General features: G+C 68.1%; 11 protein-coding genes and 1 pseudogene. 3 read left to right on the forward strand and 9 right to left on the reverse strand.

Going from position 1 to position 19,720, the window contains the following annotated elements; translation table 11 throughout:
* Positions 1-3 precede the first annotated feature (3 nt).
* The 6 genes and pseudogenes from ACIBK0_RS46010 to ACIBK0_RS46035 form a co-directional block, all read right to left on the reverse strand.
* Positions 4-3,033, reverse strand: coding sequence for an NACHT domain-containing protein (locus ACIBK0_RS46010; protein WP_399094655.1), 3,030 nt, complete (start codon positions 3,031-3,033; stop codon positions 4-6).
* A 177-nt stretch (positions 3,034-3,210) separates the two neighbouring features.
* The gene (locus ACIBK0_RS46015) at positions 3,211-4,416 is read right to left on the reverse strand and encodes an IS110 family transposase (RefSeq protein ID WP_399094607.1); all 1,206 of its coding nucleotides are present in this window, start codon (positions 4,414-4,416) and stop codon (positions 3,211-3,213) included.
* 157 nt (positions 4,417-4,573) lie between these two features.
* Positions 4,574-5,764 (reverse strand): IS110 family transposase, encoded by a 1,191-nt coding sequence (locus tag ACIBK0_RS46020; RefSeq protein WP_399094610.1) that lies wholly within the window; start codon positions 5,762-5,764, stop codon positions 4,574-4,576.
* Positions 5,765-6,478: 714 nt separating this feature from the next.
* Positions 6,479-7,366, reverse strand: a complete 888-nt coding sequence (locus tag ACIBK0_RS46025; protein ID WP_399094613.1) for a hypothetical protein — start codon at positions 7,364-7,366, stop codon at positions 6,479-6,481.
* A 331-nt stretch (positions 7,367-7,697) separates the two neighbouring features.
* A complete protein-coding gene (locus ACIBK0_RS46030) occupies positions 7,698-8,099 on the reverse strand; it encodes a restriction endonuclease (RefSeq protein WP_399094616.1) in 402 nt (133 codons plus the stop codon).
* Between the two features lie 274 nt (positions 8,100-8,373).
* A pseudogene (locus ACIBK0_RS46035) lies at positions 8,374-9,000 on the reverse strand (restriction endonuclease); the annotation flags it as partial.
* A gap of 1,215 nt (positions 9,001-10,215) precedes the next feature.
* Between ACIBK0_RS46035 and ACIBK0_RS46040 the strand changes: the two are divergent.
* From ACIBK0_RS46040 to ACIBK0_RS46050, 3 genes are all read left to right on the forward strand, one after another.
* Positions 10,216-10,428, forward strand: coding sequence for a hypothetical protein (locus ACIBK0_RS46040; RefSeq protein WP_399094619.1), 213 nt, complete (start codon positions 10,216-10,218; stop codon positions 10,426-10,428).
* A gap of 53 nt (positions 10,429-10,481) precedes the next feature.
* Positions 10,482-11,333 (forward strand): helix-turn-helix domain-containing protein, encoded by an 852-nt coding sequence (locus ACIBK0_RS46045; RefSeq protein ID WP_399094622.1) that lies wholly within the window; start codon positions 10,482-10,484, stop codon positions 11,331-11,333.
* Positions 11,334-11,885: 552 nt separating this feature from the next.
* Positions 11,886-12,746: a hypothetical protein gene (locus ACIBK0_RS46050; RefSeq protein ID WP_399094625.1), complete on the forward strand. Its 861-nt coding sequence runs from the start codon at positions 11,886-11,888 to the stop codon at positions 12,744-12,746.
* Here ACIBK0_RS46050 and drmB read toward each other — a convergent pair.
* The 3 genes from drmB to ACIBK0_RS46065 are packed head-to-tail and all read right to left on the reverse strand — an operon-like array spanning position 12,734 to position 19,720.
* Positions 12,734-14,572: a DrmB family protein gene (drmB, locus tag ACIBK0_RS46055; protein WP_399094628.1), complete on the reverse strand. Its 1,839-nt coding sequence runs from the start codon at positions 14,570-14,572 to the stop codon at positions 12,734-12,736. The genes ACIBK0_RS46050 and drmB overlap by 13 nt on opposite strands.
* 1 nt (position 14,573) lies before the next feature.
* On the reverse strand, positions 14,574-17,825 hold the full coding sequence (locus tag ACIBK0_RS46060; protein WP_399094631.1) for a DNA helicase: 3,252 nt from the start codon (positions 17,823-17,825) through the stop codon (positions 14,574-14,576).
* Positions 17,822-19,720: a UvrD-helicase domain-containing protein gene (locus tag ACIBK0_RS46065; RefSeq protein WP_399094634.1), complete on the reverse strand. Its 1,899-nt coding sequence runs from the start codon at positions 19,718-19,720 to the stop codon at positions 17,822-17,824. The genes ACIBK0_RS46060 and ACIBK0_RS46065 overlap by 4 nt, the downstream gene beginning before the upstream one ends.

Here is a 19,720-nt window from a genome sequence, read left to right on the forward strand (position 1 = left end):
TCGCTAGCGCTCCTCCACGGTGACGTATGCCTGGGGGAATAGGTCTGCGCAGCGCTCGGCGAGGAGCGAGGCGTCGGATCCTCCCTGAAGGACGACGGAGTTGAGACCTGGGAGGCGTTCGGACAGCAGGGACAGATGCTCTGTGCCGCGCACTGGAGCGATGTGCAAGGTGGTCACCTGAGGAAGTATGGGCATGAGTGTGACGCCCGAAAGGAGCGAGGGATGGAAGAACAGGTCTCCAAGGGCCGGTAAGGCGGCGACTTCGGCCCAGTCCTCGGTTGTCGGGCGAGCGACTCCGCGGTCGAGGTGCAGCTCCCGCAAGGTTCTCCAGTGCGACAGGCCTCTGAACCCTGTCGTGCGCGCGGCTCGCCCAGAGAGATGGAGGGAGTCCAACTCCGCTTCGACAGGAAGGGAATCGGTGAGGGCGTCACCAGGAAGTTGCTGCCTGACGCTCAGGGATCGGAGCGTGCTGAGCGACTTCAGCCCGTTCAGTTCGGGCAGGCCTCGAAGACGGCCCAGGCGCAGACCGACAAGGCACGACTGTGCCAGCGGGGAGAGGTCTGTGACGCCAGGGCAGTCGTCGAGGGCGAGGTGCCGCAACGACGTCAGCGTGAGTAGCGGGCCCAGGTCGATGAGGAGTGAGTTTTTGCTGAGGAAGAGTTGTCGCGTGACGTCCGGGAGCGCCGCTTCCAGGAGCTGCGGATCATGAGGGCCCTGGAGCCGGAAGGAGGACCACGAAGCGGGCAGCCGGCAAGCGGTCCTTAGCTGGTCCGGACGGTCGATGGCCAAAGAGAGGCCGGTCGGGTCGAGGTGCTCGAGCACCTCGTGCAAGTAGACGTCGGTGTCGAACTGCGACCAGGCTCCGGCCAGTTGTTCACGTACAGCGGGACTCGGATGCTCCCTGTACCTCCGCAACACCGCCAATGCGCCGTCAGTTCCGAGAAGTGACGCGGTGACTGCTACGGCATATGCCTCCTGGTCACTCAGCGAATCGGGGCCGGGCAGCAGTTCCAGGACCAAGGGGCCGGCCTCGGTCAGCGTCCTGGCGACCTCTTCCGTACAGGGCGGGACCAGAGCCGACGCTTTGGACTCGACCTCCCGACGCACTACCGGGTCCAACAGCGAGGCGTGCTCCAGGCAGGCCAGTGCGAGCACCGTGCATCGCGGCGTGCCGCGCGCCAGCAATTGGCGTAACAACCCCGCCCGTTCCCGCGGCCGGGCGTGGGCGACTGCCATGCGTATGACCGCCTCCCAGCTGGAGTCGTCGGCGTGCCGGGCGAGGACGTCGATGTGGCCCTTCTCCAGCGCGTCCTGTGCGCCCAGATAGTCCCGAAGCGCGTCGTGGAGGAAAGCAACGCCATCGTCCGGCAGCCGGCGCAGAAGACCGCTGCGCAGGAGGAGATGGTCGAGGACTGCGGTCACGTTTTTCTGCTGTGCGAGCGACGCGATCGAGGGGAGGCATCGTTCCAACAGTCCCTCCGCCGTGAACCGTTCCATAGCCTTACGACCACTCAGGATCAAGGTATACGCGAGACGTTGGAGGAGCGCCGTTTGTTGCTCTTCGTTCAGGTCGATGTCGTCCAGGGGGCGCATGCCCCGCTCGCGGTCGCGGCGCGTGAGGAGCATGGACAGCGCCGCGTCGTACAAGCCCTTGAGGTCTGAGTGAAGGAACTCGTGCCCTTCGCGATGGAGGGCGCAGATCAGGGCGCACATCAAAGGACTGGTGGCGAGGCGGGTGAGATGACGCCTGGTGCGGAGGGCATGCAGGACCGGCTCCTCCAAGTCGGCTGCCTGGACGGCCATGTGCCAGCGGTGCACGAAGTCGGTGACGTCGGTGCGCCGCATAGGGGTCAGGACCAGTTCACGGAAGTCGCTGGCGGCCAACCAGCCCGAGTGCACGGCGGTGGGACGAGAAGTGACCAGCCAGCGGTTGTCGGGGAACGCCTGCATGAGGTCAGCGAGCCAGCCGCGGATACGGAGTCGGTCCGCAGTGGGGATCGCATCGAGGCCGTCCACCAGGATTGTTCCACGCTTGTTGGTGAGAACTCGTTCGGCCCATTGGGCGGGGGGCTGCAACGGGCAGCCGACGAACGACAGGAATCGTTCGGGGCTCGGTGGCACGGAGCCCGGGGTGAGGTCACGCAGGGGAAGAACGAACGGGACCTGATTCACTTGGCGTGCTGCTTCGACCGCGAGCCACTGGATGAGGACTGTCTTGCCCGAACCCGTGTCGCTGAGCAGGAGGTTTCGGTCGTGACCGTCCTGGAACAGCTTCTCGGCGGGCAGTCGGACCGTGTCGGAAACGTGCCCCTCGCCCAGGCCGCTGGTGGGTGGTCTGAGAAGTGCGGCTTCCAGGCTCGAATAGGTCCCCTCAAGTGGCCAGTGGTCGGGGGAGTGGAGCAGGTCGACTCCGTAGATGGTGACGCGGCTGTGTTTCTTGTCGATGTAGGAGCGGTAGCGCCCCTCGAATGCTGCGTCCTGGTCGCCCCGAAGTGGATTGCGCCTGATCAACTCGTCGAGCTTTGCGATGATTTCCGCCAGTAGGCGGCTGTGCTCCAGCAGCGTCCGAGCCTGGAATGTGGACCGCTGGGTGAAGAAGTGGACTATGTGGAGGCATGCCCACTCCGTGAGTGACTCGAGGAAGTACGACGCGTCGGCGGAGAGGTCCGCAGGCGTGGGGGCTTGACGGTGGAGTGCGTGTGCCAAGTCTCGGTAGCCGAGCTGCACTGCCTGGACATCGTTCATGTCGAGGTCGCCAAGAGCGAAGAGCTTGTGGGCCAGGCCGTCGGTGACGGCGGTCTCCTCGTCCGGGGGGAATGGGGGTTCGCCGGGCGAGTCGACCGCTGCTCGGACGAGACGGGCGGCCAGCTTACGCACGTCCTTCTCCGTCAACTCCCGCTTCTCGCCACGGAACGACACGAGGGCGGACAGGCGTTCAGGATTGCCTACCAGTCCGGCGCCGGATCCCTCCTGTACGAATAACCTCTTCACCAACGGGCCGATAAGACTCGACGCGAGCCTGGTGCCGAGCACTGCCGGGTCCAACTCCGCCCCCCGTCGTCATGCGGATGGCGGTGAGCATAGTCCGGGTGAGATCGGGGCTGGAGGCCTTCCGACGGAAATGGACGAACAGGCGCACCGCTGATCCGCTGCGGGGGGGGGTGCCCCTATCTCTTTCGTCAAGGGGCGGGTCGGTTGATTGGTGATGTTTCAGGCGGCTTGGGGGACGGCTTGAGGTTCGAAGAATGCGCCGTCGCGGAGCATGGCGAACAGGACATCGACGCGGCGGCGGGCGAGACACATCAGGGCCTGCTTGTGCCGCTTGCCCTCGGCCTTCTTCCGCTCGTAGTAGGCCCGGGAGGCCGGGTCGGACAACGAGGCGAACGCGGCCAGGAAGAACGCCCGTTTGAGGTGCTTGTTGCCCCGGCGGGACGGGCTCTCGCCGCGGATCGAGGACCCGGATCTTCGAGTCACCGGGGCGAGTCCGGCATAGGCGGCGAGGTGCCCGGCGGTGGGGAAGGCGGTGCCGTCGCCGACGTCGATGAGGATCCTGGCTCCGGTCCTGACGCCTATCCCCGGCATCGACGTCAGGAGCTCGGAAAGAGGGTGCGACTTGAGCAACTCCTCGATGTCCGAGGCGAGTTCCTTGCGCTGGTCGAGCAGGCTGGCCAGGTTCTTCGCGAGCTTGGGCACGATCACCGCGGCCGCGTCGGTGCCCGTGACGACGACGGTCTGCTCGTCGAGCGCGGTGAAGATGTCCTCGACCAGCCGCTCGGCCATCCTGGGCGCCTTCGGCCGCAGCAGCGTGATCAGGCGCCGCCGGCCGGCCTTGCGGATCGCGCCCGGCGAGCCGAATTGTTCCAGCAGCGTGAGCACGGCCGGGTGCTGGATGCGTGGCCCCAGGACCCGTTCGAGGTGCGGGTGGATCTGGGTGAGCAGGCCGCGCAGCCGGTTCGCGACCCGGGTGACCTCGCCCGCGAGGTCGTCGTCGAAGCCGACGATCATGTGGAGTTCGGCGATGGTCTCGTCGTCCAGCTCGATCGAGCGGAGCGTGTGGGGCATGGTGCGGGCGGCGTCCGCGATGATCACCGCGTCGCGTGCGTCGGTCTTGCCCTCGCCGGGATAGAGGTCCGCGATCCGCCGCATCGTCAGGCCGGGCAGATAGGCGACCTCGCAGCCCGCGTCGCGGGCGACGGCCAGCGGCAGAGCACCGATCGAGGCGGGCTGGTCCACGACGACCAGGACCCGGCCGTACTTGGCCGTGAGCTTGTCGAGCATGGCCCGCATCTTCGGCTCGCTGTTCGGCAGTGGCTTGTCGATGACGCTCTTGCCGTCCGGCGTGAGGCCGGTGGCGTGGTGTTCGCCCTTGCCGACGTCGAGGCCGAGGAAGACGGCCACGTCGCGGGTGTCGATCACTTCACTCCTCCTGGGAGGGTCTTGTCTTCCCGGCCAAGGCACGGCGCCGACATCCGGCAACCACGTTACGAAGAGCGTTGCCAGCGGACCGGCGCTCCTGCCCCTATTAGCGATCTACCGGCGCCTCCCGACCCGGTGACACCTCCTCATGTTGTTGTCAAGCCTCAGGGGCGACGGGAGTTGGGGGTTGATAGCACCGCCGGTCACGGATCATGGCGAACAGAACGTTGACTCGACGACGGGCAAGAGCGAGGACGGCATGCTTGTGCGTCTTCTTCTCGGCTCTCTTGCGGTCGTAGAAGATCCGAGATTCCGGGCAGCTGCGGATGCTGATCATCGCGGAGCGGTAGAAGACGCGCTGCAGGCCACGGTGATAGCGGTGGGGCCGGTGCAGATTGCCATTCACGTTTCCAGAGTCTCGGGGGACCGGAGCGACGCCGGCGAAGGCGGCGAGCTGGTCGGCACTGGGGAAACGGTTCAGGTTGCCACCGGTCGCGGCGAGGAACTCGGCCCCGAGCAGCGGTCCAGTGCCCGGCAGGCTGGCGATCACGGGGGCGAGTTCGTGCTGGTGAAACCGGATCTCGATGAGCTTGTCCAGTTCGTGGATCTTCTCGTGGAGCTCGATCAGCTCCAGTGCCAAGTCGCGGACTACGCGTGCAATCACGTCCTCGCCGGGCAGACGGGTGTGCTGCCGATCCGCCGCGTCGACGGCAGCATCGGCGAGCGTCTCGGCGCTGCGGACCTTGCGGCGACGCAGCCACGATGTGAGCCGCTTGCGGCCTAAACGCCGCAGACCAGCAGGGGTCTGGTAGCCCGACAGCAGCACCAGCGGGCCGGTGTTCGTGAGCTCCAGCGTGTGTTCCAGGGCAGGAAAGATGCTCAGCACGTGCGCGTGCAGGCGGTTGGTCTTCCGGGTCCGCTCCTTGACCAGATCAGCCCGCCGGTCGGTCATGACCCGTAGTTCGGCAGCCAGTTCGCTCTCTGGAGTGAGAACGTGCAGGTCACGGCGCATGCGAGCCTGATCGGCGATGACCCGGGCGTCCTTCGCATCGGTTTTCCCCAGGCCGCGGTAGCCGGCTGAAGCGCGGTTCACTGCGAGGCCGGGCAGATAGACGATCGTCTGCCCATGGTTGAGCAGGACGTTGACGAGCAGGGAGGCCATGCCGTCGGCGACGTCCACGGCCCAGATGACGTCCTCACCCAGTTTCAGGACGTCGCTTATGAGGTCCTGCAGTTCCGGCTCGTCGTTGACCACTTTCCGCGAGAACAGGACCTCGCCCTCAGCGTCCAGGACGACGGTGTGGTGGTGGGCCTTGCCGATGTCGGTACCCGCCCAGTGCCAGGCCATGGGGCTCCTCCGGTCGTTCGGCGTACTCCGTGCATCCGGACGACCCCGCCAGCATGGTCCTACTCAGCGATACCCGTGGGCTCGCAGCTCCTCATCAGTGGTCGAGTCGTCGTGCGACCTCGGGCGGCCAGGTGTCACAGGAACCATCGAAGGCAACCACCCCCAAGCCATACCCGGGGCCACTGGATCCTCCGGACCGTACGACAGCCCAGCCGACCCATCAACAACGTAGGACCACCCTCCAGGTCATGGTCGACAGGGGGCAAAAGTCATGCCGGGCCAGAAGGCCGGGAGCCCCAAGATCGGGGCCGTCTAGAAGGTAACGGGGGCTGCCGTTTGACGTGCCTGCACGACTGCGGTCTCTCTCGCCCGGGCGGTTTCGACCCGGGGCGCGGATCCTGCAGGGCTCGACGGCGGCAGCACCGGGCGCCGCCGCCAGTTCGCCCGAGGGGGCTCGGCGTCTTCAGGCGTGTGCTGCCGGACGTTGTGGTCGTGCCGTGGGCCCTGCCCTCTGCAGTGCGACGGCGTCCGCGCGGCGGCCGGCCGGGTGGGGATGAGGAGGCGTGAGGCTGCACGGCCAGGGGGCGGGGAAGGCGGGCTCCTCCAGTGGTGGGGCGCCGGCGCCGGAAGCGTGAAGTGCCGTCAGCTGCTGCCTCGGCGTGAGGGCACCGGCGTCCGTGACGACCCGTGCCGATGCGCCGCCCGTGCCCGAGGTCAGGTGGCGACGTGGGTGCGGTGCCAGGCGAAGAAGGGCGCCCGGTGACCACCGGGATCCGCTACACGGCGGCCCTCCAGGGCCGCGGCCGCACCGTCCAGGTCCGCGGTGTCACCGGGCCGTACGCGGCGGGCGACGGTTCCCTGGTCGGACACATAGATGTGCCCGTGCTCGAACAGCTCGTCACACCCCAGCAGGCAGGCGGGCATGAGGTTGGCCATCAACAGACGCTCCTCACCGGAGGCGTCCTTGCGGCGCTTGATGTGCGCGGCACGGATGAAACGCACCGGCAACACCCGCCCGCACAGCGCGCAGGCGGCATGCTCGGCGCTGCCCAGCATCCTCCTGCGCAGCTTGGCCTGCTCGCGGCGGACAAGGATCTGCGCGACGGCGTTCGTCTGCCCCTCATGATCGACGCTGCCGTCAGCCGGCGGGAGCTCAGCAACCAACCGGGCGACAGAAGCCGCGCCCGGCAGGAGGACGGCGGCACCCTGCTTGTTCGCCGACAGCCGCAGACATTCCATGGCATCCGCGCCCAGGGCCGCGCCCGACACGTGCTCCTCCTCGTCGAGCACGTCGATGCCGAGGCGTTCGGGATACGCAGCATCGGGCCACACGGGCTCTTCATCCTGGTACAGCGGCCGGGTGACCTGCGCGACCACGACCCGCCGCAGCGTCGCTTCAGCCCATCCACCCGGCTGGACACGGCTGTTGGGCCCCTTGTGCCCCAGGATCAGGAAATCGTCCTTCTGCAGCGCATGCACGGTCGCCCGTGCTCCGCCCTTGTCCAGGGCGGCAGGCCGCCACCCCCACACGCCCCGATCGATCCCGATGGCGAGATTTCCGCGGGATGGGGCAGGGACGTAGACGTAGCCGGTCCGGGTCATGAAAACTCCGCTTCTCAACTCCACCGGCCAACCCCGCCGGAGGAGACGACTGAGATCGTCTGCGGCCTCAACCGGCCCGGCTCGACCACCGCCGGACGACATGGGCCCGCGAAGCGATCCTACTGTTCGCTGGCAGACGGCTCTGCGCCAAGTCCCCGGCACATCACCCCTGTTGCACGAAGAGCGACAGGAGAAAGTCACTGAGCCGCAGCTCGGCCCGCTGCCCTCGTCGCCCGTGACCACCCGGCCGGAACCCCACCCGGCCGCTCACGCGGTTGCACGCTGCGGACGCCCACCCACGCCAGCCCTCAGGCCGCAGCCGCAGCGGCGACTACTCGAGCAGGATTTCCTCCGGGCGCCGATTCGTGATTGCCGTCTCCCGCCCACTCAGGATGTGTTCGATGCAGGCTTCCAGGTCGCCGCCGTGGTCGTCGCGCGCCATGCTCCTGATCTGGTGGACCAGTTCCAAGCCGTTGATCAGGACGATCGGATACTGGTCTTCCACCATCTCCGTCTGGGCGGGCACGGAGTAGGCCCCCGTCGTCACATAGACGCCGATCCAACCGCGGCGCAGGCGCGCAACCACGCGCGCGATCTGCTCGGCACTGACGAGACTGTCCGGTTTGACGCACTTGGCCTGACCGAGCACGACGAGGCTGGTGCCGGCCAGCCCGCTGCCCAGATCGAGCCGCCCGACGAAGTCGGCTCCTCCGTCGCCGGAGCGGCGCGTCAACCACCCCTCCAGATAGTCGTTTCCCGCCCCGCGAAGAACTCGCGCGGCGACGGCCGAGGCGAACGGCCTCGAAGTCGTGCTTGCGCCCGTCGAAGTGCGCGTAGATCAACTCCAGGTCCTTGGCCTCGGCACTGCCGGGCACGGGGCGCTGGGCGGGCACCTTGGTGACCTTGGCCCGTGCCACCCGCCGGCGCAGCCTGGGCAGAGCCGAATTGCCGTGCCGGACCCACTCACGCCAGGCATGGGGAGCCGCCACCAGCGCCTCCTCATCCGCGGTGCCCTCGTCTCTGCGGGAGTGGATCCACTCCCAGGAGACGGCGTCGTCCTCGCTGGTGAGGCCGATGAGGGCCATGTCGTACACGTAGTTGATGAAGGTCGTGTGCTCACGACCGCCCCACTGCACCAGCCGCTCGGCCCGTTCGATGACGGCCAACCCGCAAAACTCCACATGACCCTTGGGACTGCCGTTGCGGGAGACCGCCCGGAACAACAGCAAGGGCGTGGCGCCCGCCCGCGCCTGCGGCGTGTGCGCCTGATGCTCGGCGAAAGCCTCGAGCAGAGCCGCGTTCCCCTTCGTGGTGCCAGGAGCAGCGGTCATGCCGGCCTTGTGGTCACCGAAGTAGCGGACGTGGCCGTTGTCCATGTCGAACACGTCGTGCCACGGCGTCTGTTCCGTGCCTGCCTTCCACGGACTGGAGCGAATGAGGATCACCGGGCGGCGCGGTCCGCCCGGTGCGTCGACCTTGGCCATCCCGTTGATTCCGGCTTCCAGCAGGGCTCGCTTGAGGTCGGGGGAGTGCGTCACATGGTGGAAGTTGGGGTAGCCGTCCAATTCGGCCGGTTTGGGATTCTTGCCGGTCGCGTAGCGATACACCTGGCCAACCCGCAACCGGCCACCCATATTTGCCCCCACCACAGCACTGTCCCAACGATCCTTTGCCGACAGTACTGGCCGCCACTGACACCCCTGCGCGTCGGCTTCTGCCTACTGTCCGCGGAGACCGTGCCGCGGATGTCGGCACAAAGACCCAAGTCTTGGCACTCGCGTGGACAGATGGTGAAAAGCCCCGCAGCACCGGAGATCGGTCACCGCTGCAGGAGCGCCAAGGCACTCCTACCCCCACGCCCCGTCATGGACACAGATGAATCGCGCTCATGCCCGATGAGGGGCGAAGGTGCGTGCCGACCAACAGGGGCGACTGCCGACCGGCAGGCCGAATCCCCGCCCAAACGGCGAGGCCGCGGGCGGCCGAGCGGGGCGTCCAGGGCAGGACGTGCGACCGGTCTCCAGCACGGCCACAGCCGGGTGCGGCGAGAGGGGGGATCAGCGCTTGGCCTCGCCGGGCGGTTGTCTGCCCAGGCAGGCGAGTCAGCCGTCCTGATCCGTGGCTTCCGGGGCGGGTGCCCTGTCGGTGTCATCTTGCAGAACGGGTGGGAGAGGGCCGTTGGGAAGTGCCTCGTAGACGAGAGCACCGAGTACGGCGCATGGGCCGACTGGGTCGGCGTACCGCGCCACACGTTCCATGCGATGTTCGGCGCAGTTGTGCGTGCGCCGAACACCGTCGCCCAGTTCCCGCAGGCGCGCGAGCCCCGTTGCTCGTCGCGTTGGCTCAAGCTGCTCCTGGAGAGCATCAACGCCGGTGTGTGGCGGGGGTGTTCAACAAACTCAGTTTTGAACACCCCCGCCACACACCGGCGTTGGCGTATGAACGGAGGCCCTCGCGCCAACGTGGCCGACCGCTCGTGTCTCCCGTTGTCATGGTTGGAGCCACGGACCGATGGGAGCGGAGTGTTCTGCAGCGTGCGGCAAAGTTAGCGTGCACACGAGAACGCTGCCCAGAATCACTGGGGCAGCGCGTACGCTCAACCGCTATTGAGACGCGGATGCCGCTTATTTTTCTGATCACGCTGCTGATCTGGGCGGATGAGAGACGGGCCAGGGGCAAGTCGTTGCGTCCAGACTGAATCACAGCTGCCGCTATAGGGCCGTTGGGGGCCGGATTCGCGTCTTCGGATTGGTGTTGTGCGCGAACATTTGGTGATGTGCAACTCGCCCGGGTGACGCCAACCACCCCTGGGTGCACACCAGTTGGAGCCACGGACCAAGGAGACACTCATGCCCCACCGTTATGCCGATGCCGCGTGCGTTGAGTCCGAACCGCGACCCGTGACCGTCCCGGAGGCGACGGTCATCGTCATCGTTCTCGTGCTGGCCGCGGTGCTGGCCGTGATGGGGCAGCCGACCGTGTCTGTCTTCGTGATCGCAGCGCAACTCATGATCACGCGCCTGCTGGGGGCACAGACGCTCGCTACCGCGGCAGGCGCGTGATGGGGCGGCGGGAGAACCCGATTGCGCCGTGCGACCGCCGCCTGGAGGCGCTGGTGCGATGGCTGCGCGAGCAGCGCATGGCGGCCGGGCTGAACTACACACAGATGGCCCGTCGTACGGAGTGCAGCGCGGACACACTGCGCCGGGCCGCGTCGGGACGCTGTATGCCACGCCGGCAGGTCGTGCTCGCCTACGCCGCGGCGTGCGGCGCCCGCACGACGGAGGCTGAGCGGCTGTGGCGGCAGGCCCGCTACCAGCAGGCCCAGACGGTCGAGCCGCTCGTCGAGCAGCCCAAGCACATCACCTACGTGCGGGACTTCGCCGACCTGCATCTGGCCCTGGTCGACCTGCATCGCAAGAGTGGCTCGCGCTCGTGCAGGGAGCTGGAAGAGCGCTCGGACGGTGCGCTGTCGCGGTCCACGGTGTGGCGGGTCCTCAACGAGCAGACCCGGCGCCCGGCGAAGCCGTTCGTGATGGCCTTCGCCGAGGTGTGCGGGGTGCGCGGTATCGCGCTGCAGGCGTGGGCACATGCCTGGGACCGGGCGGAGGAGCGCCGTACCGGCGGCGCCTCCCGCAGGCGCCGGGAGGCAGCGTATTACCGCATCACGAGCAGGCAGATGATCCGGGAGCTGGCGACGATGTCGGAGCAGATTCGGGCAGAGGCAGGAGTCCAGGAGTTCAAGGTGCTGCTGGACCGTGGCCGTACGGCCGGGGGACGGGATGTATGGCGCCCGGCCATCGAACAGCCCACGGTTCCGGTGACGCGCCTGGACGAGCTGGTGGATGGACAGCGGCTGGCGCTGTCGCCCGGGGAGTGGGAACGGGCTCGCCGGATGAAACGGCAGGCCCAGCACTCAGGGTCTGACCGGAGTGCTGCCAGAAACCGCGTCCGCAACGCTGCCTGACACAGAGGAAAGCGACCATCACCGGCCGGTGGCTTGCGAGCGACCGGCCGGTACGACCGCAGGCCCCGTTCGGTTCGGCCGCGGTGCTCGCGGCCCCGGGTGCGGGATGCACACGCCGCCCACGTATGGCGTCCGGTCGGGCACGCGACGTTCCCTGTTGAATCAGCGTGTTGAAGCTGATCCAACAGAGGTGGTTCTGTGCCAGATTGGCGTACGTACTGGTACGGCCGTACCTACCTCGACATCCGGCGCCGCGCACCGACGGCGTGGCTGCCGAACTCGCCGGCCAGCTCACCGACGGCGAAGCCTGTCCGGTCTGCGGCTCATCCACCCACCCCGCCCCTGCAGCACCCCACCCAGATCAGCCCACGGCCCCCCACGAACAGGCAGCCGAATACCGCTACACCCGCGCCCAGGAACGCCAAAAGTCCATCGAGGACATGCTGCGCCAGTCCGGCGAGCAGGCAGCCACCGCCCGTGGCCGGGCCGGCGGAGACGCGTCTGTGGCCGACCTGACAGCCGACCATGAAAGCCTGGAACAGCGCCTGAACGATGCCCTCGCCCACGCATCCGACGCCGGACCCGCCGACGAGCAACTCCAGTCGCTGGAACGCGAGTCCAGCGAAAAGGGCTGCACACACCGACGCCGCCCCCCGGCTGGCCGCCGCCAACACCGCCTACGACAGCCTCGACACCCAGCGCCACGACCTCGATCAGGAACTGGGCGCCGCCCGCGCCGATGCCCTCACCCTCACCGACCGCATCACCCAGCTCACCCAGATCGCCGACGGCCTCGAGACGGCCGGTTCACGCGCCAGTGCCGCCGCCCGCACTGGCGAAGAACACCGCCAAGCCGACGCGGCCGCGACCGAAGCCGCCCGCACAGCTGGCTTCGAATCCGCCGACGCCGCCTCTCAAGCTCTGCTGCCCGACGAAAAACTCCACGCCCTCGACGACGAGATCACCCAGTGGCGCCAGCAGCGCGCCATGCTGACTGCCCGTCTCGAAGAGCCGGACCTGCAAGCAGCCGCAGCCCAGCCGCCCGCCGACTTCGATGAAGCCGTCGCGCAACTCGACGCCGCCACCTCCCGCCACACCCGCACCGCCACCCTCGCCGGACAGGCCGCCGACCGCACACGCACCCTCGCCGACCTGAACACACGGCTCGACGCCCTCATCCAGCGCCTTCAGCCCCTCGAACACGCCTACCGCACCGTCGACCACCGACGACGGGTGGACAAGCACGCGAAGCTCCTGGCGGACACGGGTGATCTTGGTCGAGAACCCGTCTACCAGGAGCTTCGTCGTTCCGTACAGCCCATGCACACCAACACCCCCACGCCACAGCCAGGTTGGAAAGGGCTGAAAATCTGCCTTGAACCGCGCCGTGTTTGGACCGTTCAAGCGAAATAGCCGGGGAAGTCCTTGGCGGGTGTTCCGACGAGGTGCGCACGATCGAGGAATGTGTTGTTCATTTCGCAGCTTGTTTCGGGCAGCAGGAGGCATGCGTGGCAGGCGGCCAGGTTGAGCCCACCGACACCGTTGGCGTCGGCCTCCATGCACAGAGGGTCGCAGGAGCACCAGGCGGCGCGTTCCAAGGCGAACGACAGGCTCCTCGACAGCTCCGCGACCTGTCCTTGCGCGACGATGCCGCCCAGACTTCCTGCCGAGTCGCTGGTCGCGGTGTAGAGGAGGACCCCGCACATTTCGTCGTCGACGTAGAGCCGTTCCCGCAGGGACGCCGCGGGGTAGCCGCAGTCCAGGCTCCACTCGTTGATCAGCGCGTGCGCCAGGGTGTGGAGGAGGACGAAGCGTGACGTCAGCGGCGAGCGCGGGTTCTCCCACTCCTGTTCCCGGAGCAGGTCCGTGTGCGCGGCTCGCATGAGTTCGGTCCGATGGGAGTCGCTCGGGAGCAGTGTCGACTCCCACTGACGGAGTCGCTCCTGGTCCAGGGTGAGGAAGACTCCCTCCCCGACGACGTCGACGGCCGGGAGCCACCCGAGGTCCGTGTTTTTGCTCAGGCGACCGATGCGATCACGATCGGCCTTCGAGCCTTGCGGAGGGCGGATGCGGGTGAAGCCGGTGAGGACCCGAACCTCGCGAAGCCGCTTGACCAGCATCACCCGATCGACACCCGGGACATCGGATCGGTCCGCCTCCTCGGGGGGCTCGCACACGAAGTGCTTGTTCTCGGGCGTGTCCTCGGTGACCTTGGAAAGCTGCTCGTACTCCTCCTGCCGGAGCGGCTCGCCGGCGGCGAATCGCAGCTCGTCCTCGTCGTCCTCCGTGGGTTCGGGGTGGACCGCGTTCTCCAGGGTGCGGACGGTGTGCAGTACCTGGGAGGCGGAGTATCCGCCGGGAGTCAGCCAGCCTTCGTCCTGTGCGAACTCCGCGATGCGCTCGTCGCTCTTGCCGACGAGGTGTCTGCGGTGCGCCTCGATGAGTTCCATCAGTTCCGTGTGCCACGGCGGGATCGACAGGGCCGAGCGCAGGTCGGCGAACCAGGCCGCCGAGGAACCGCGCTGGAGGGTTTGCAGGGGACGCTTGCATCCACGCTCCGCGGCGTCGCGGCCCAGCCACGGGCGGGTGCCGTGGCAGCGAAGGCCCAGGCGGCGCAGAGCCGCCTTGCCGAAGGCACCCTCCATCGAGGCCTTCTCCCCGCAGCTGCAGCTGATGACGATGCTGCGGAGACTGGCGGTGCGACCGTCGGTCTCCAACGTCAGCTCACTGGCGGCCTGCGAGCACGTACGGGGGTGAGTGTCCTTGCGTTCCGGGTCGGCGTGGACCCAGGCCTCGTAGGGGAACTCGTCGAGGTGCCCGTCCTCGCAACCCACCATGAAGCGCGAGGGCGTCAGCAGGGTCGCGCAGTGCGCGCAGCGATTGTCGCCCTCTGCCGCGCTCAGGTCGCGGAACGCCTTGAGCGCCTTGCACTGGGGGCACGTGTAGGTGTCGGGGAACCGACGCACGCGCACGCCACGTCCGGTGGCGACGCGCGCCGCAGGCGGTCGTCTGAACCCGTTGACGTGCAGCATCGGCTCCAGGCGCTGGTCCCGGAGATCGGGCTCGCCCGTGACGTCCCAGGTGTCGAGACCGCTGACGATGTAGGACTGGTCGGCCACGGCGAGCAGGCCACCGACGCCGTACGTCGTGATCTGTTGGGCACGCCGGACAGAGCCCACGGAGGGGCGCTTGCGCTCGTCGCCGGGGGGAGTGGTGCCGGGGGTGCTTCTGCGAGGCATGTCAGTTCTCCAGGTACAGGTGGGACTCGACATCGACGTCGCGCAGGCTCCACAGGGTGGGACGGGCCTTGGTGAGGTCGTGGTCCTCGTGGGTGCGCAGCAGGGCGAGGTCCGGTCTGCGGTGGGGGTTGGCCTTGAACGTGAAAGCGGCCTCGTACTCCAGCTTGTCGTTGGTCTCCACAAGTTGACGCCAATGGTCGACGAAGGCGCGGATCTCCGTATCCGCGTGGTCGGCCTCGACAGGAGCGACGAGGCGGATGCGCTTGACCAACTGCTCACGGACCGAGGTGAGTTGGGAGGCGAACCCGTTCACGTCCTTGGCGTCCGTGTTGTCCCGGAGCTCCGGGTACAGGAGGCGGGCAAGTCCGAGGAACGCGGCGTGCAGGGCTTTGTCCCGGGCGCGGGCGGCGAACGGCGTCACGCTGGTCGATTCGACCTGTCGGTAGAGGGCCGAGTGGTAGCTGACGAAGTTCTCGTAGTGGGACAGGTCCCTGGATCGTGCTGCGTTGAACAGGGTGACGACGAGACCGGGGTGGGCGCGACCGACGCGACTGGTGGCCTGGATGTACTCGGCCGTGGTCTGCGGCTGCCCCGTCACGGCCATCAGGCCCAGGCGGTCGAAGTCGACGCCGACGGAGATGATGTTGGTCGCGAGCGGCACGTCCAACGCCGACCCGGTCGACAAGGATCGCCCGAGGGCAGCGAGCAGTGAAGGAAGGTCGCTGGAGGGAACGCGACTGGTGATCTCGGTCGGCAGGACCTCGCGCGCCTCCACCCCGTCACGAGCCGCGAGCGTCCGCAGCCGCTCGTTGACGTCGGCGTTGACCTGCAGTTCGGCGGCGCCGAGCAGACGCAGGCTGTTGAAGTATCCCAGCAGCGTCCAGTAGGCGTCCCGAACGTTGTCGTCCGGGCACGGGAGGTGCTTGGCGTTGTGGAGCAGGGACGCGTAGGCGCGGATGAGGAGGGTCGCCTGGGAGAGACCGGGAGCGAGGAGGCCGACGTAAAGGCGTGAGGGTCTGCGCTGGGCGGGTGCCTCGACGGCGAACCACGAATCGCGGGCGTCCAGGCCGGACGGCGGGAACTGTGCCACCTTCCTGCCGAAGAGGGCCTTCCCCTGGTCCTGGGCGCGACGGATCGTCGCGGTGGAGGCGATGATCTTCGGGCGGGCGCACGCGATGTCCACGGCCGCTTCGTAGAGACCGGCGAGGGTTCCCAGCGGGCCGGAGATCAGGTGCAGTTCGTCCTGGATGACGAGTTCGGGCGGTGGAGTGCCCTGGCAGAGCCGGTCCTGGTCCCGGTTGAACAGGGCCGCCACGTCCTCACGCCAGGCGATGCGGGCGAACTTGTCGGCAGTGGCGATCACGAGAGTGGGTTGCACCCGGTAGAGCTCCGTGTCCACGACATGCACGGGCAGCCCGGCGGAGAAATCGCATGCCCTGTCGTCGCACCGGATGACCATGCGCTTCGCGCCCGGGTCGACCACATGGTTGCGGACCAGCAAAGGAGTGCCGCACCAGGGGCAGTTCTTGAGCTGGACGGGGTTCTCCTGCTGAAGCTTCTCACCCCGTGCCAGTTTCTTCAGCGCCTTGTCGGCGTCCTTGAGCCTGTTGGGTGTTGCGGCCTTGCCCACCCACATGCCGATGGAGATCTGCTCCTGCCCCAGACGCTCCGGATTCTCGGCACGCACACGATCCATCGCGCAGATCAACAGGGCCGCCCGTTCGAACTGCTGCAGGGTCAGCAGACGCAGGGTGTAGCGCATGAGAACGCTCACGCCGGCCCCCGCCGCCCCGTGACGCAGACGGCGATGGAAGACGGTGAAGGCGATCAGCCCGAGGTAGGCCTCCGTCTTGCCGCCACCGGTGGGGAACCACAGCAGGTCGGCGACGTCCCGGTCGGGGTGAGCCGCGTCCACGGTGCCGTTCAGGCACAGCAGCACGAACCCGAGCTGGAACGGCCTCCACACGCCCTCGGGCGAGGGCACACCGGTCCGCTCCCGTTTGATCCATTGACCTCTGCCGCGCTGCACCGCCATGACGCGGTTGGCCAGACGGAACGCCTCCAACGCAGCGGGATCACGGTCCAGGAGGTCGATCCCCGCGCCCATGCGTTGTTGTGCGGTGCGGCAGTGCTCCAGCTGCTCCTGCGCCAGGCGCAGGTAGGCGCGATCGCCGTAGATCCCGTCGCGCAGGAGTTCCGCGTCCGCGGAGCGAGCCTCGATCCACTCTCCGTACAGGGCGACGAACGTGCGAAGAGAGCGGATCAGTTCGTGCTTCGAGGCCTCGGCGAGGTGCTGCATCCCCAGGAGCGCCTCGGGCACGGAGGAGTTCGAGTCGGACAGGAGGACCTCGCTCACGGGGACGTGCTCCGTCCACACGGAGGCCACTCCCGCGGGCGCGGTGTGCCGCTCGGGTCGATCGACCGGGCAGGGGGACCAGGACCAGTTCGCGGCACAGCCGTGGCCGACGGCGAAGGTCGGGGCATGACGATGCAGGAGCCGGGCGAGCCGGCTCTCGTCGTCGAGATCACGGACCGTGGGCCGCTCGACGAGCGCCGGGCTCGCGTCCGGGACCGTGACCTGCAGGCCCACCTGGAAGAAACACTTGGGATCCTTGATCTCCTGCTGCTCCACGGTGTGGGTGTTCACCAAGGTGGCGGTCACGGAGATCGTGTCGTGGGGTCCGCGGGCAGGACGGACCCGCAGGCGCAGGGACAGACCCTCGGCGAGTTTCACGGCCTCGTCGGGCGGGTCCAGGACATCCACCGACGTGACGGAGAGCTCCAGAGGGCGACGGCGCCAGCGCACCTCGGGTTGCCGGGTGCTGCGTTGTTCGGCACGTTCGGGCACGGCCGCATCGCCTGCGGCGTCCACCGGGTCGTACACGGCGGCGAACGCCTGCACGAGTACGTGACGGCTGCGCGTGGGGTCGACGGCGAAGGTGAGACCGGTCACCGAGGGGCGGGCGACCCTGGCGAGCACGATGCCCGCATCGGGGGTCTCGTCCACCGTCACGGTGGAGTCGGCGTCGTCGAGGTCCTGCACCGCGGCGTCCGGGTCCTGTTCGCGATGCTCTGACTGCGTCGGGTCCACGACGCGGGGGAACAGAACCCCGGTGGAGTAGGTGGTCACGGGCCAGTCGTCGAGGGTCTCGACGTCTTGGCGGTTCTCGCCGTGGGGACCGAGCAGGTCCGACTTCAGTTGCTGGGTCAGCTGTCCACGCAGCCGGTAGTGCTGTGTGTGATTGTTCGTCATGCGTCGTCGTCCTTGCGGTCGTAGTGGAACCGGCCGATCCCCATCGGCCGCGGTGCGAGCCAGAGCCGGCAAGGGCCCAGACCGGCGCGGGCGGCCGCCGCGTCCTCGCCAGCGACGGTCTCGACGAGGTCGATCCGCGTTCCGGTGATGCGGTCGGGCCAGGTCGCCGGCCGATGCCCGTGCCGTTGCTGCATGAAGCGGTAGAGGTCGCGGCGGAAGGCTTCGGAGGCGACAGCGACGATCTGTTCGCCGTGCAGGAGGGCGTAACCGGGGGCCGTACGGTCCTCGTGGGCCGCGGGCATGTCGTCCAGCCGCGTCCAGACCACCTCGTCACCGGGGAGTACCTTGTTCGCCAGGTACTCCTGAATCCGCCGCGGGTCGCAGACGAGCTGTTCGAGTCCTGCGGGATGGCCACGATGGACGTCCCCAGCCAGCAACGAAAGCCCCAAGCGCTGGCTCGGCTTGTAGCCGTAGCGTCCCCACCGTTGCACGCCCCTGACCTTGCGGACCAGCCGGAAGCCGCGACGACGGGCGAGGTGCGCCTCGGGCGGCTGCAAGCGGTACAGCTCGTGGCGGGCACGGGTCATCGCGACGTACAGGGCCCGGGCGGCGTCGCAGCGGTCGGCGTCCACCTGCTCGTGCTCGTCCTCCAACGGGCCCGGGTCGACCAGGAGCACCCGATCGAACTCCAGCCCCTTGGCCCGGTGGAACGTGGAGACGACCAGCCCGCCCTCCTGCGGTGCCACGAGAGCATCCGGCAGACTCCCGCGGGCGACGGCTTCACGCAGCCGCCCCGGCTCGACGACGCGCCCGTTGCGGTCGCCCGCCGCCCGCAGGAGCAGCTGCCACGCGCTGCGGCCCTGATCGGGATCGGGCGCATGCCCCAGAGCCCGCCACGCTTCGACGAACCGGTCCTGAGAGATCGAGACGGTGTCGGGCAGCCGGGACACGACCTGGGCCACCCACCCGGGCACGGCGTGATCACCGGCACCTCTGCGGACACGGTGATCGATGCCCAGATCGGCCAACCACCGCGAGATCAGCAGCGCGTCACCGTTGGTGGCGCACAGGACGGCCGTGCTGACCCCTGTCTCGCACAGCGAGGCGCGCACGTAGGGAACCTGCAGGTCGCCGAAGTCCAGTCGCGAGGCCAACTCCGTGCGCAGCTGTTCGTGCACCGCGTCGGCCTGCGCACGGGTGGAGCAGGCGCGCACCGCGGTCTCGTAGGGGCGGGCGCAGGCCGCCTCGTCGGAAGCGGCCCTGAAATTCTCCTCGAGGGTGAATTCCACGAGTTCGTCCGCGAACCGTTCGCGCAGCCAGGAGAAGAACCTGCCCGTCTCGCCCGCCCGCTCCTCGGGGTCCTTGACCTGGAATCCGTAGATGGCCTGGGCAGGATCACCTACCACGGTGAATCCGCACTCGTAGGCCTCCAGGAAGACCTGTACGAGCTGTCGTCGATCACCTACCAGGTCCTGGACCTCGTCGACGACGACGTGTCGGATCTCCTCGAGGGACTGCGGGGCGCGGCTCTCGTCCTCGACGAGCCCGATGGCCGCACGGATGCGTTCGTCGAAGGAGCGGGCGTGCCAGTTCTCGTCGTGCGCCGCCTCACGCAGCAGATGCAGAGCCCAGGCGTCGAAGGTCGACACACGCACGTGCCGGGACCTGCCGCCCAACAGGTGCAGGCGGTCGCGCACCTCGGTCGAGGCGGCGCGCGAGAAGGTCAGCACGAGGAGGTCCCCGCCCGCGAGACCTTCCGCGACCAGATGCTCGATCCGCCGGACCAGCGTGAAGGTCTTGCCGGTTCCGGCGCCCGCAGTGACCAGTGCCTTGCAATCCGCCGGTTTCTCGACGACGTGACGCTGAGCGTGGGTGAGTTCCACCCTATCGGTCAT

Source organism: Streptomyces sp. NPDC050564 (assembly GCF_044457265.1).
GTDB lineage: Bacteria > Actinomycetota > Actinomycetes > Streptomycetales > Streptomycetaceae > Streptomyces.

What these genes read in the sequence shown, in the direction of transcription:
- ACIBK0_RS46020 (WP_399094610.1), bottom strand. Translation starts at nt 5,764, where the DNA reads ATGGCCTGGCACTGGGCGGGTACCGACATCGGCAAGGCCCACCACCAC.
- ACIBK0_RS46025 (WP_399094613.1), bottom strand. Translation starts at nt 7,366, where the DNA reads ATGACCCGGACCGGCTACGTCTACGTCCCTGCCCCATCCCGCGGAAAT.
- ACIBK0_RS46040 (WP_399094619.1), top strand. Translation starts at nt 10,216, where the DNA reads ATGCCCCACCGTTATGCCGATGCCGCGTGCGTTGAGTCCGAACCGCGA.
- ACIBK0_RS46050 (WP_399094625.1), top strand. Translation starts at nt 11,886, where the DNA reads ATGCCCTCGCCCACGCATCCGACGCCGGACCCGCCGACGAGCAACTCC.
- drmB (WP_399094628.1), bottom strand. Translation starts at nt 14,572, where the DNA reads ATGCCTCGCAGAAGCACCCCCGGCACCACTCCCCCCGGCGACGAGCGC.
- ACIBK0_RS46060 (WP_399094631.1), bottom strand. Translation starts at nt 17,825, where the DNA reads ATGACGAACAATCACACACAGCACTACCGGCTGCGTGGACAGCTGACC.
- ACIBK0_RS46065 (WP_399094634.1), bottom strand. Translation starts at nt 19,720, where the DNA reads ATGACCGATAGGGTGGAACTCACCCACGCTCAGCGTCACGTCGTCGAG.